The sequence below is a fragment of the Ruegeria sp. BE1 genome, assembly GCF_056538885.1.
This window is the reverse complement of record NZ_JBQFTY010000003.1, coordinates 265,237-277,073: the sequence shown is the minus strand read 5'-3', so window position 1 is coordinate 277,073 and position 11,837 is coordinate 265,237. Positions and strand designations below refer to the sequence as shown.

The window sequence follows — 11,837 nt, the reverse complement described above, 5'->3', positions numbered from 1 at the left end:
ATGGCAGTGCTCAGCGCCTGTGCGACACGTGCGCCCGAAGGCACGCCACCGGGCGAAGTATTCGACCCCTATGAGCGCAACAACAGAGGCGTTCACAAGTTTAACCTGGGCGTTGACCGGTTCCTGTTCCGCCCGGCCTCAAAAGGCTATGTGAAGATCGTGCCCGACCCTGTGGTCACCAGCTTCAGCAATTTCGCCGAGAACCTGACGATGCCAGGGCAAGCACTGGATTACTTGCTGCAGGGCAATCTGAAACAATCGGGCAATGCACTGCTGCGGTTTGCAGTGAATTCGACCGTCGGAGGGGCCGGGCTGGCCAAACCGGCAGATGAATTGAACCTGCCCCCCGTCGATACGGATTTCGGCGAAACCCTGCATGTCTGGGGCGTGGGCGAAGGCGCCTATGTCGAGCTGCCCTTCTATGGCCCCTCGACCCAGCGCGACGCAATCGGGGTCGTGGTCAACCTGTTCTCGAACCCGATCAACTTTACCCCTGTTCGCCCTGTCGACAATATCGGTGTCTATGCCGAGGTCGTGCGTCGAATGGGGGATCGGGGACGGTTCTCGGACACGGTTGATTCGATCCTTTATGAAAGTGCCGACAGCTATGCGCAGGCGCAGACAATCTACATCCAGAATCGCCGGTTCGAACTGGCACGGGATGATGAAGAGGCCTATCTGGGCCTGTATGACGACCCCTATGCAGATATCGGGACTGACCCAGTCAGGGACCCCTACCTAGACCCCTACGAGGACCCCTATGCCGAATAATCATCTGAATCGACGCGGTTTCATCGCCACCGGCCTAGCCGGCGCGATGCTGACCGCCCTGCCCGCCTTTGCCCAGACCGAAGCCAGCGCCAAGGCGCTGGTGGTCAGTGTGGTGGATGACATCAACCGCGTGATCGCTTCGGGCAAATCCGAAAAGGCGATGATCCGCGATTTCGAAAAGATCTTTACGCAATATGCCGATGTGCCGATCATGGCGCGCTATGTGCTGGGGGCGGATGGCCGATCAGCCAGCCCGGCACAGCTGCGGCAGTTCACCAGCGCCTTTCAAGGCTATATCTCGAACAAATATGGCCGCCGTTTCCGGGAATTCATAGGCGGTCAGGTGACCGTTCGAAATGCGCGCAAGATCAAGGCCGGGTACGAGGTGCGCACCTCGGTCAAGCTGCAGGGGTCGTCCCCGTTCGAGGTGACCTTCCTGGTGTCGGACAAATCGGGCCGCGACAAGTTCTTCAACATGTTCATCGAAGGAGTGAATATGCTGCTGACCGAACGCACCGAAATCGGCGCGATGCTGGATGCCCGTGGCGGCGATCTGAACCGTCTGATCAAGGATATGAACCAGAACAAGCTCAGCTGATCCGGTTCACATGAAAAAAGCGCCGCGCGATCCCAATCGCGCGGCGCTTTTTTGTTCGGGTGGTCTTAGTTCAGGCGTTCACCGGTTTCCTTGGCAAAATAAGACACTTTGCTCATGTCAAAGGCCAGATTCAGCGTCCGCCCTGCCTGCGCGCTGGTTTCCGCATGCAGCCGCGCCGTCACCTGTTTGCCCCCCAGTTCCGAGACCACATAGGTATCGGCCCCCGCGGGTTCGACCATGTCGACCAGGCATTCGGCCTCTTGCACGCCATCGCCTGCGCGGAACCCGGCCTCGGCGATGTCTTCGGGGCGCAGGCCCAAAATCACATCTTTGGGCAGCGTCAGATCGCGGGCATCGTTCAGAACCAGCGTCTCGCCGCTTTCGCGCGAAATCGCAATCTGGGTGCCCGAACCATTCTTGTGCGCCTGCGCCGGGATCAGGTTCATCGCAGGTGAGCCCATGAAATCGGCCACAAACAGATTGGCCGGGTTGTTGTAGATTTCAGCCGGGGTGCCGATCTGCTGCACAACACCGCCTTTCAGCACGACGATCTTGGTCGCCAGCGTCATCGCCTCGATCTGGTCATGGGTGACATAGACGATGGACGCATCCAGCGTCTGGTGCAGCTTCTTGATCTCGGTCCGCATCTCGACCCGCAGCTTGGCATCGAGGTTTGACAGCGGCTCGTCGAACAGGAACAGCTTGGGATCGCGCACCAGCGCCCGACCCATCGCCACCCGCTGACGCTGACCACCCGACAATTGGCTGGGGCGGCGGTTCAGCAGCGGCTCGATCTGCAGCAGTTGGGCGACTTCTTTCAGCTTGGCATCCTGCGTCGCCTGATCCACCCCACGCACTTTCATGCCAAAGGTGATGTTCTTGGCCACGCTCATGGTCGGGTACAAGGCGTAGGATTGGAACACCATCGCGATGTCGCGGTCCTTGGGGCTGACATGTGTCATGTCATTTCCGCCAATAGACAGGGTGCCGCCGGTAATCTCCTCCAGCCCAGCGATGCAGTTCAGCAGGGTGGATTTGCCACAGCCCGAGGGCCCGACCAGCACCAGGAAATCCCCCGGCTCGATCGAGATGTTGATGTCCTTCAGAATCTCGGTCGCGCCGTAATTCTTGTAGAGTTTGTTGATATCAAGGATGGGTGCCATGGGTCTTATCCCTTCACAGAACCGGCGGTCAGGCCGCGGATGAAATACTTACCGGCAACGACATAGACGAGCAGCGTCGGCAGCCCCGCGATGATCGCGGCGGCCATGTCGACGTTGTATTCTTTGACGCCGGTGGTGGAGTTTACGATGTTATTCAGCGCCACGGTCACAGGCTGCGTGCCCGCTTGGCTGAACGACACGCCGAACAGGAAGTCGTTCCAGATCTGCGTGAACTGCCAGATCACCGTCACCACGATGATCGGCAGCGACAGCGGCAGGAAGATCGACCAGAAAATCCGCAGGAACCCGGCCCCATCGACGCGCGCGGCCTTGGTCAGCTCGGACGGGATGGTGACATAGTAGTTGCGGAAAAACAGCGTGGTGAAGCCCAGCCCGTAGATCACGTGGACAAAGATCAGCCCCGGAATGGTTCCGGCGATCCCCATCATGCCCAGCAGACGCGCCATCGGCAGCAGAACCACCTGAAACGGGATGAAACAGCCAAACAGCATCAGCGAGAAGATGATATTCGCCCCTTTGAACCGCCATTGTGCCACGACATAGCCGTTCAGTGCGCCCAACAGGGTCGAGATTGCCACCGCAGGCACCGCGATCAGGACCGAGTTCCAGAAATAAGGCCGCAGACCTTCGCACTGAATGCCGGTACAGGCGCCCGACCATGCGGTTTTCCAGGCGTCAAAACTGACCTCGCGCGGCAAGGAAATCAGGCTTCCTGTGCGGATTTCCTCAAGGCTTTTCAGCGATGTGGTCAACATCACGAAAAGCGGCATCAGGTAGTACAGCGCAAAGAGGCCCAGCAGGACATAGAGCAGCCAACGCAAGGCAATCTTGCCAGCGGCACTTTGGCTGCGGGGTTCGGTTTGGGATTGGGGCATCGACAGATCAGTCATTTTTCGCCCTCAGCTCTGAGTAAAGATAGGGAACGACGATGGCAAAGACGACCAGCATCATGATCATCGCGGACGAGGCCGCCTGACCGATATCGCCGCGCGAAAACGCCATGGCGTACATGTATGTGGCCGGCAGATCGGTTGCGTAGCCCGGACCGCCACCTGTCAGCGCGATGACCAGATCAAAGCTTTTGATCGCAAGGTGAGCCAGCACGATGAAGGCCGACAGGAAGATCGGAGCCATTGAGGGGATGATGATCGCCGTATAGATGCGCCATGTGGGGATGCCATCGACTTGGGCGGCCTTGATGATCTCTCCGTCCACCGACCGCAGACCAGCGAGGAACAGCGCCATGACAAAGCCCGAGCTTTGCCAGATCGCTGCCATCACGATGGTGTAAATGGCGTAATCGGGGTTCACCAGCCAGTCGAATTCAAAATTGGTAAAGCCCCAGCCCTGCACCATGGATTCGACCCCCAGACCGGGGTTCAGTATCCACTTCCACGCGGTACCGGTCACAATCATCGACAGCGCCATTGGGTAGAGGTAAATCGTCCGGATAGCTCCTTCGACGCGGATTTTCTGATCCAGCAGAATGGCCAGCAACAGGCCCAGCACCATCGCAATCACGATGAACAGCGCGCCAAAGATATACAGGTTGTTGATTGCCGTATCCCAGCGAGGGGAGTCGAACAGGCGTTCATATTGGATGAAGCCTTTGATTTCGTATTTCGGCAACAGTTTCGATCGGGTCAGTGACACCCAGGCCGTCCATCCGATAAAGCCGTAGACAAAGATCAATACGGCAATGAACGACGGTGCCAGCACCACCTTGGGCAGGTGGTTTTCCAGCCATTCGGACATGATTTCCTCCGGGGAAAGGTGCTCTGCCCCGTCAGTATAGGGGGCAGAGCAGATTCGGATCAGTAGCTGTTTGCCACCGCGTCCGCCAATTGCTGAACCGCGTCAGCCGAGGACATGTCCGAGTTGAAATGCGCGGTCACAACATCGGTGATCGCACCAGACTGCGACCCGCGCAGTGCCATACCATGCGCATAGGACGGCAGCAGCGACCCGCTGGCCGAGGTCGAGCCCATATCTTCGGCCGAGAGGTTGGCGCAGATGTCAAAGTCATCCAGCGCCACGTCGGTACGCGCAGGGATCGAGCCCTTGTTCAGGTTGAACACTTTCTGGAAGTTCGGCGCAACGATCAGCTTGGCCAGCAGGTCCTGACCGGCTTTCTTTTCGTCGCCGTCCACGTCGAACATGGCAAAGCTGTCGACATTGTACAGGTAGCCGTCACCGGGGGTCGAGGCGCACAGGAAATCCTCGCCGGGCTTTTTGCCCGCCGCCAGAAACTCACCCTTGGCCCAGTCGCCCATGATCTGGAACGCGGCCTCGCCATTCATCACCATGGCAGTTGCCAGGTTCCAGTCGCGGCCCGAGAAGTTTTCGTCCACGTAACCACGCATCAGGCGCATCTGGTCGAACACCTGCACCATCGTGTCCGAGGTCAGTGCCTCGGGGTCCAGATCGACCAGCGCCTTTTGGAAGAACTCCGGCCCGCCAATGCCCAGAACCACGGTTTCAAACACGGTGGCGTCCTGCCATGCCTGACCGCCATGGGCCAGCGGGATGACGCCTGCATCCATCAGCTTGGTCGCAGCGGCGTTGAACTCGTCCCAGGTGGTCGGCATTTCGATACCGTTGGCGGCTAGAACATCGGCATTTGCCCAGATCCAGTCAACGCGGTGCACGTTCACCGGCGCGGCGCACCATGCGCCCTCGCACTTCATGTGGCCCGCGATCGAGGCGGGCAGAACATCTGCCCAGCCTTCGGCCTCAGCCACCGATGAGATGTCGGCCAGCACGCCTTCTTCGTACCATTCCTGAATGGCGGGGCCTTTCAACTGAACGGCGGTCGGGGCGTTGCCCGACAGAACGCGAGCGCGCAGCGCGGTCATCGCCGCGTCACCGCCACCGCCGGCAACCGGCATGTCGGTCCAGCTGCCCCCATTGGCGGCGAACTCTTCCTGCAGAACGGCGACCGATTTGGCCTCACCACCCGAGGTCCACCAATGCAGAACTTCGGCCTCTGGCCCGGCCAGAACCGACGACCCGGCCATGACGGCCAGCGTCGAAACGGTGGCGCATGCAAAACGCTTCATGATGTGTCTCCTCCCTAGAGAACTTTGTGACTGCAAACGCAGCGATGCCCGACATACTGCGTCCGGATTGCCATCTGGCAACGCGAAATACGGGGTAAATGCCCACCGCCGCCCAGATTTTCGTCACATCTGTTACAGCGTGTTACGTTGACATTGAATCTGTTTCCGTTCGTTACAATGGATGATGCCAGAGGAGCAAAGTTTGGGAGGATCAACCGCGTGAGCATTCCGCGCCTATTGGTGGTAGATGACGACCCCGAGATGCGGTCGATGATGACTCAGTTCCTGCAACAGAACGGCTTCATCGCCCTGCCCGGCAGTTCCGAATCCGAAATTCGGGGGCACCTGAATGCGGGCCGCATCGACCTGATCCTGCTGGATGTGATGCTGGGTGACGAAAACGGAGTTGAGATTTGCGCCCGCCTGCGCGCCGAACAGGATGTGCCGATCATTCTGGTTTCGGCCCTGTCAGCCGATCATCAGCGCATGGCAGGCTATGAGGTCGGCGCCGATGACTATATAGCCAAACCGTTCAACCCGCAGCTGCTGCTGGCGCGGGTCCGCGCGGTGATGCAGCGCGCGCGCCGGACACCGTCGCTGGCCTATCGCCGCCGCACGCGTCGGTTTCAGTTCAACGGCTGGACCTATGATGGCAAGCGGGATGAGGTACACTCGCCCGAGGGCTATCTGGTGCCCCTGTCGCAGCGGGAAACCGCGCTGCTCAAGGTTTTACTGGCCAATCCCCATATTCCTCTGACCCGCGATGAGATCGCCGCCGCGCTGGATGTCACCGGCAGCGCCGACAAGCCCGAGGCGCAGGGGCGCGCCATCGACATGCTGGTCGGACGGTTGCGCTCCAAGATCGAGGCCAATCCGAAAGACCCGCAAATGCTGCGCACCGAACGGGGCGTAGGCTATATCTTTGCCGCCGAGGTTGCGGTGGACGAGGACGCATGACAGCGCGCGCGCCGCGCTTGCGCAGCCTGGGCTGGATCTGGACCGTCGCGGCCTTTGCTGCGGGGCTGTTGTCGGCCGGGATGTGGTTTTCCTCGGCGCGGGCCTGGGATGAGTTCCTGACCCGCGCCTATGTGGCCGGGTTTTCGGTCTACGAAGAGCTGCGCGTTGGCCTGGCACCGCCGCCGGGTGTGTCGGTGCGCCCGCTGTCGCCAGAAATGGCGCAGCTGGCCAATGCCGGACAGTTTGAACAATTGCCCGGCCTGTCAGACCGCAGCTTTGTCACCAACCTGTCGATCCGCACCGACAATTCCGCCCCTCTGGCCGGTCGTGAGCTGACGCTGGCCGTGATGTCCGACCGGCTGATCTATCCGGTCTCGGATATCCTGTCGCGCGCCGATCAGACTGCGGCTGAGAAGATGGGTAACCTGACCCGCCTGCTGGCCACCTATTGCAGCGAACCGATCCTGATCGCGCAATTCGGGCGTAACGATTGGCAGTACGTGGACGGGACCGAGGTCTGGGGCTGTAAGGCCGCCCCCGCCGATCTGCGCCTGCCCGCCATTCTGGTGGCGATTGTGGCGCTGGCGGTCATCCTGACCTCGATCGGCAATGTCTCGGACAGTTTCACCCGGTTTTCGGGCGCGCTGCGGGACCGCAAGCGCCGGGGCGGGCCAAACAGCTATGAGGCCGGCGGCCCCGCCGAACTGCGCGAGATCGTCTCGGCCGTGAACGATCATCTGGATGCCGAGCGTATGCAGCTGGAGAAACGCGCCACTGTCCTGTCCGGTGTCAGCCACGATCTGGGCACCCCGGCTACGCGTGTCCGTCTGCGCGCCGCGCTTATCCCGGATGATGATCTTCGCGAAAAGCTTGAGGCCGACGTGGATCAGATGACTGGCATGATCGAAAGCGTGCTGACCTACACGCGATCCGAGCTGAGCGTTGAAGAGCCGCGCCAGATTTCACTGACGGCTTTGGTCGAGTCCCTCGTGGCCGACTATCAGGATATGGACCTGCCGGTGAGTCTGCGGAAAATCGCACCGGTCGCGGTCGAAGGCGCGCCCTCGGTCTTCATGTCGCGGCGCGGGCACGGGTCCTTGCCCGAAACGCGGCGCATGCTGGTGACGGGGCGGCCCATCGCGCTGAAACGCGCGCTGACCAACCTGATCGACAACGCGCTGAAATATGGCCGCCGCGCCGAGGTTCAGCTGGAAACCGATGCCCGCACGGCTACCATCACCGTCGAGGATAAAGGCACCGATCTGTCCGTTTCGGATATCGAAGACCTCATGGCCCCGTTCCGGCGCGGGTCAAACACCGGGTCGTCCGACGGGTTCGGGCTGGGCCTGACCATCGTCGCCACAATCGCCGAACAACATGGCGGCACGTTAAGCTTTGAGGCCGGGGATCAGGGCCTGCGCGCGCGGTTGCAGATCACCCGGCAATAGCGCGTCAATTCATATAGCTGCGCACCAAGGCGCCCGCGATCAGCGACCATCCGTCTGCGATGACAAAAAACGCCAGCTTGAACGGCAGCGAAACCGTTGCCGGAGGGACCATCATCATCCCCATCGACATGAGAACCGCCGCCACCACCAGATCGATGATCAGGAACGGCAGAAAGATCAGAAAACCGATCTGAAACGCGCGCGCGATCTCGGACAGCATGAAAGATGGCATCAGGATCGACAGCGGGGCCTCAGGCGTCAAATCAATCGCGTCACCGCCGGGGCGCAGCGCCGCCATCGAGTGAAACGTGTCCGGGTCCAGCCGCGCGGCCATAAAGGCGCGAAACGGTTGCAGGGCGATCTCAAGCGCGGGTTCCACCTCCATCGTTTCATCGACCATGGGTTTGATGCCGGTGATCCAAGCCTCGGTAAAGACCGGTTCCATGATGAAATAGGTCAGGAACATCGCCAGACTGACGATCAGCATATTGGGCGGAGATTGCTGCAACCCGATGCCTTGGCGCAAAATGGCCAGAACGGTAATCAGAAACGGGAAACAGGTGATCATGATCGCCAGCCCCGGTGCAAGGCTGAGGACGGTGATCAACAGGATCAGCTGGATCGTGCGCGCCGAGATGGATCCGCCCTCACCCAGCGACAGCGACACGTCCTGCGCCGCAGCCAGAGATGGGGACAGCGTCGCCAGCGCGACCACCAGCCAAAGCAGACCGCGCATCAACCGATCCCGTTCTGCAAATCCGCGATCTCGGTCAGGCGCACCGCAAGCTGACCCGCTTGATCGCCCTCCATCTCCTCAAGCAGACCACGCGCGACCAACTGGTCCCCGACATAGAGGTCAACCGGGTCCTCGATCCGCTTGTCCAACGTCAAAACGGCGTTTTCGCCCATATTCAGCAAGTCCCGGATCAAGGGGCGCGCACGCCCGACCGAGACGGTGACCTCAATCGGGACAGCTTCGAACGGGTTGGCTTTTTCGGGTTTCTGAGCATCACTCATGGGTCACTGCCTCTTTTGCCTCAAATACATATGCGTCGAATGCCCCGGCGACCGAGGCGAGCAGGCCGCTGCAATCCACCTCGCGCTGGGATGTGCCCACCTGCAGCCTTGCCTGCCCGGGCTCCAGCGCGGGGTCCTCGATCACTCGGGTGGGCGTCGTCATCTCGGGTGGCAGCAACGCCTCAACCTCAGCCACGCGCCCCTGGGGGACAAAGATTTGCATCGGCTGGCCGATCTGATCGCGGGCCATATCGGTCAGCTGCTCGACCAATCGGGCCGCAAAGCCACGATCCAGCGTTTCGGGCAGGACCGCATCCACAAGGCTCTGGAACATCGGCTCCAGCGACAGGGTCATGCGCGTGGTGGCCTCATGATAAGTAAAGGACATGTCCTCAAGCGATTTGGCCAGCTCGGCCGAGACCTGCCCCCGGCTTTGCTCCTGCGCTTGTACCGCGTCCTCCCACCCGGCGCTGTAGCCCTGTTCGAACGAGGCGAGGCGTTGTTCCTCCAACGCGTCCTCATCCAGCAGATGCAACTGACCGCCTCCGGCCTGCAGCGTGAAATCCTCAAGAAGATGAGCAATCGACATCAGACACGCTCCTCGCTTTCTTCAAGCCAGCTGCGCAGAATTTCCACGGTTTCTTCCTGCTTGTCGCCAATCATCGCGCGCAGCCGGTCGACCGGATCAGCGCCTTGCTGTGCGGCCAGCGCCGGAACGTCACCGCCCGCAGCCTGCCCGGGAAGCGGGGTGAATTGACCGTTCTCATCCGTGGCGATTTCGCCGGTCAGAACTGTGTCTGGCTCGGGCGCGGCCCCTGCAGGCAACAACGCAGGTGCCATCGCGGGCTTCGTCAGGATGGGTCGGATCACGAACAGACCCAAAATCAGAGACACAATCGCCAAGACCGCCATCTGGATCAGCGACATCGCGTCGAAATGCACTTTTTGCCAGATCGAGGACGCAGCCAGCGTGCCTTGCGGTTCAACCATCGGCAGGTCCAGAGATTTCAGGGTAATGACATCCCCACGCGCCTCATCAAACCCAACGGCCGAGGCGACCAGCTCGCGAAGCGCCTGCATCTCCCCCTCGGGCATGGGCTCAAAGACTTCCACGCCATTCGCGTCCACTACGGTGGTGCCGTTGACCAGAACCGCCACGGTCAGGCGTTTGATCGCACCCGGGGCATTGTGAACCTCAAGCTCGGTTTCCGAGACCTCATAATTCACCCGCTCGCGTGTTTGCGTCGCGTTCGAGTTCGATTCGTCCCCTCCGGCCCCATCACCATCGGGCAGGTTCGAAGCCACGGTGACATCCGCCGACTGGTTGCGGGCACTGTCAGACCGCTCTTCAATATCGGTGCTGATCGCGACGCGGCCATTGGGATCAAAGCGGCGTTCGCGGATGGATTCGGTCTTGGTCACCGTATCCACGCTGACTTCGACCACCGCGTTGCCGGTCCCAACCCGCGCCTCAACCAGACGCATCACGCGCTCGCGCAGTTGGCGCGCCTTGTCATCGGCGGTATCTGCGGCCACGGCCGTCTCTTGCGCGCCGATCACGGCGCCGTTCGAATCAACGACCGTCACATTCTCCGGTGCCAGACCGCTGACGGCAGAAGACACCAAGAAGCGGATCGCCTTGGCCTGTTCCGCAGTGATCTGCCCTCCCGACGGCACCAGATAGACCGAGGCCGTCGGCGCGACGCTGCGCTGAAACGGGTTGGTCGATCCATTGGCAATATGCACCCGCGCCTGACTGACATGCGGGCTGCCGACGATGGTGCGGGCCAGTTCACCTTCTTTCGCGCGCCAATAGGCGGCGTCGAACATCTGCGAGGTGGTGCCGAAACCGCTGAGCGAATCCAGCAGCTCATACCCCTGATTGCCGTTCGCTGGCAGGCCCTCGCTGGCCAGGGTCATGCGCAGCTCATCCCGCTGCGCGCCCGGCACGTAGATTGAGCCGCCCCTGATCTCATAGGGAACGCCGCGTTGTTCCAGCGACCGGACGATATCCCCCGCCGCGCCACTTTCCAGCCCGGCATATAGCAAGGTCATCGACGGCGCCGTCACCAGACGCGACATCGCCAGAACCCCAAAAAATACCAGCACAACTGCACCGGCTACGATGATTTGTTTACGCCTGTCCAAACTTGCCCAGACAGTTCCGATCTGCTGCACGCTCACCTCCGACTCGCCGACATTCTGCCCGGCGCATCCCTTGTTTGAACGATTGCCCTTAACAATCGGTTAGTCCCTGCCGGGTTATGACGATTGCAGAACGGATGGATGAGGACGTCATGACTGACGCAACGGCGGAACAGGCAGAAAGCCCGGAAAAGTCTGGGAAAAAGGGATTGATCATCGGGGTGATTCTGGCCCTGGCCGGGGCTGGTGGCGGGTATTTCGCAACCACGTCCGGCATGCTGCCCATTGGCGGCAAGGCCACGGGCGAAGAGGTCAAGACAGAAGACAAAGGCAAGGACGTCAAGGCGTTGCCGCAGGTTGGTTTTATCGATCTGCCGCCGGTGATCGTGTCGGTCAACACGGGCGATTCGCGACATCTGAAATTTCACGCTCAGCTTGAGGTGAACAGCGAATACGCCGCCGATGTCGAAAAGATGAAGCCGCGAATCATGGACATCCTGAACGGGTATCTGCGGGCGGTCGAAGTGTCGGATCTTGAGGATTCGCTGGCCCTGATGCGCATTCGCGGCCACCTGCTGCGGCGCATCGAAATTGTCGTCGGCGAGGGGCGCGTGCGCGATGTCCTCGTGATGGAATTTGTAATGAACTAGGAGGCGAA

Annotated in this window: 13 protein-coding genes; 5 read left to right on the top strand and 8 right to left on the bottom strand. The window is 60.7% G+C overall.

Annotation, left to right across the window (positions count from 1 at the left end; genetic code table 11):
• Window positions 1-771: an MlaA family lipoprotein gene (locus ACR0J5_RS11475; RefSeq protein WP_480653931.1), complete on the top strand. Its 771-nt coding sequence runs from the start codon at window positions 1-3 to the stop codon at window positions 769-771.
• Window positions 761-1,369, top strand: coding sequence for an MlaC/ttg2D family ABC transporter substrate-binding protein (locus ACR0J5_RS11470; RefSeq protein ID WP_480653416.1), 609 nt, complete (start codon window positions 761-763; stop codon window positions 1,367-1,369). The genes ACR0J5_RS11475 and ACR0J5_RS11470 overlap by 11 nt, the downstream gene beginning before the upstream one ends.
• A 65-nt stretch (window positions 1,370-1,434) precedes the next feature.
• Here ACR0J5_RS11470 and ACR0J5_RS11465 read toward each other — a convergent pair whose 3' ends face one another.
• Genes ACR0J5_RS11465 through ACR0J5_RS11450 form a run of 4 tightly spaced genes read right to left on the bottom strand, consistent with a single transcriptional unit; the run spans window position 1,435 to window position 5,612 of the window.
• Entirely contained in the window at window positions 1,435-2,532 is a 1,098-nt protein-coding gene (locus tag ACR0J5_RS11465; protein WP_480653414.1) for an ABC transporter ATP-binding protein, read from the bottom strand.
• 5 nt (window positions 2,533-2,537) lie between these two features.
• Window positions 2,538-3,443, bottom strand: a complete 906-nt coding sequence (locus tag ACR0J5_RS11460; protein WP_180885230.1) for a carbohydrate ABC transporter permease — start codon at window positions 3,441-3,443, stop codon at window positions 2,538-2,540.
• On the bottom strand, window positions 3,436-4,308 hold the full coding sequence (locus tag ACR0J5_RS11455) for a carbohydrate ABC transporter permease (protein WP_480653412.1): 873 nt from the start codon (window positions 4,306-4,308) through the stop codon (window positions 3,436-3,438). Before ACR0J5_RS11455 ends, ACR0J5_RS11460 begins: the two co-directional genes overlap by 8 nt.
• 59 nt (window positions 4,309-4,367) lie before the next feature.
• Window positions 4,368-5,612, bottom strand: a complete 1,245-nt coding sequence (locus ACR0J5_RS11450) for an ABC transporter substrate-binding protein (RefSeq protein WP_480653410.1) — start codon at window positions 5,610-5,612, stop codon at window positions 4,368-4,370.
• Window positions 5,613-5,831: 219 nt separating this feature from the next.
• Between ACR0J5_RS11450 and ACR0J5_RS11445 the strand changes: the two genes are divergently transcribed.
• Window positions 5,832-6,569 carry a response regulator transcription factor gene (locus ACR0J5_RS11445; RefSeq protein ID WP_480653408.1) on the top strand — a complete coding sequence of 246 codons (738 nt, stop codon included), beginning with the start codon at window positions 5,832-5,834 and terminating at the stop codon, window positions 6,567-6,569.
• Complete coding sequence (locus ACR0J5_RS11440) at window positions 6,566-8,017, top strand: sensor histidine kinase (RefSeq protein WP_480653406.1); 1,452 nt, start codon at window positions 6,566-6,568, stop codon at window positions 8,015-8,017. The genes ACR0J5_RS11445 and ACR0J5_RS11440 overlap by 4 nt, the downstream gene beginning before the upstream one ends.
• Before the next feature lie 4 nt (window positions 8,018-8,021).
• Here the strand turns inward: ACR0J5_RS11440 and fliP are convergent, their stop codons facing one another.
• The 4 genes from fliP to fliF are packed head-to-tail and all read right to left on the bottom strand — an operon-like array spanning window position 8,022 to window position 11,212.
• A complete protein-coding gene (fliP, locus tag ACR0J5_RS11435; protein WP_480653404.1) occupies window positions 8,022-8,753 on the bottom strand; it encodes a flagellar type III secretion system pore protein FliP in 732 nt (243 codons plus the stop codon).
• Window positions 8,753-9,034, bottom strand: coding sequence for a FliM/FliN family flagellar motor switch protein (locus ACR0J5_RS11430; protein ID WP_480653402.1), 282 nt, complete (start codon window positions 9,032-9,034; stop codon window positions 8,753-8,755). Before ACR0J5_RS11430 ends, fliP begins: the two co-directional genes overlap by 1 nt.
• Window positions 9,027-9,623 carry a FliH/SctL family protein gene (locus ACR0J5_RS11425; RefSeq protein ID WP_480653399.1) on the bottom strand — a complete coding sequence of 199 codons (597 nt, stop codon included), beginning with the start codon at window positions 9,621-9,623 and terminating at the stop codon, window positions 9,027-9,029. The genes ACR0J5_RS11430 and ACR0J5_RS11425 overlap by 8 nt, the downstream gene beginning before the upstream one ends.
• Window positions 9,623-11,212: a flagellar basal-body MS-ring/collar protein FliF gene (gene fliF / locus ACR0J5_RS11420; protein ID WP_480653397.1), complete on the bottom strand. Its 1,590-nt coding sequence runs from the start codon at window positions 11,210-11,212 to the stop codon at window positions 9,623-9,625. The genes ACR0J5_RS11425 and fliF overlap by 1 nt, the downstream gene beginning before the upstream one ends.
• An 86-nt stretch (window positions 11,213-11,298) precedes the next feature.
• On the opposite strand from fliF, the gene ACR0J5_RS11415 reads away from it, so the two are divergent.
• Window positions 11,299-11,829 (top strand): flagellar basal body-associated FliL family protein, encoded by a 531-nt coding sequence (locus tag ACR0J5_RS11415; RefSeq protein WP_480653395.1) that lies wholly within the window; start codon window positions 11,299-11,301, stop codon window positions 11,827-11,829.
• Window positions 11,830-11,837 lie beyond the last annotated feature (8 nt).

Excerpts from the sequence above, each read along its gene's own strand:
- ACR0J5_RS11460 (WP_180885230.1), bottom strand. The coding sequence starts at position 3,443 with ATGACTGATCTGTCGATGCCCCAATCCCAAACCGAACCCCGCAGCCAA.
- ACR0J5_RS11475 (WP_480653931.1), top strand. The coding sequence starts at position 1 with ATGGCAGTGCTCAGCGCCTGTGCGACACGTGCGCCCGAAGGCACGCCA.
- ACR0J5_RS11440 (WP_480653406.1), top strand. The coding sequence starts at position 6,566 with ATGACAGCGCGCGCGCCGCGCTTGCGCAGCCTGGGCTGGATCTGGACC.
- ACR0J5_RS11470 (WP_480653416.1), top strand. The coding sequence starts at position 761 with ATGCCGAATAATCATCTGAATCGACGCGGTTTCATCGCCACCGGCCTA.
- ACR0J5_RS11455 (WP_480653412.1), bottom strand. The coding sequence starts at position 4,308 with ATGTCCGAATGGCTGGAAAACCACCTGCCCAAGGTGGTGCTGGCACCG.
- ACR0J5_RS11465 (WP_480653414.1), bottom strand. The coding sequence starts at position 2,532 with ATGGCACCCATCCTTGATATCAACAAACTCTACAAGAATTACGGCGCG.
- ACR0J5_RS11430 (WP_480653402.1), bottom strand. The coding sequence starts at position 9,034 with ATGAGTGATGCTCAGAAACCCGAAAAAGCCAACCCGTTCGAAGCTGTC.
- ACR0J5_RS11425 (WP_480653399.1), bottom strand. The coding sequence starts at position 9,623 with ATGTCGATTGCTCATCTTCTTGAGGATTTCACGCTGCAGGCCGGAGGC.
- ACR0J5_RS11450 (WP_480653410.1), bottom strand. The coding sequence starts at position 5,612 with ATGAAGCGTTTTGCATGCGCCACCGTTTCGACGCTGGCCGTCATGGCC.
- fliP (WP_480653404.1), bottom strand. The coding sequence starts at position 8,753 with ATGCGCGGTCTGCTTTGGCTGGTGGTCGCGCTGGCGACGCTGTCCCCA.
- ACR0J5_RS11415 (WP_480653395.1), top strand. The coding sequence starts at position 11,299 with ATGACGATTGCAGAACGGATGGATGAGGACGTCATGACTGACGCAACG.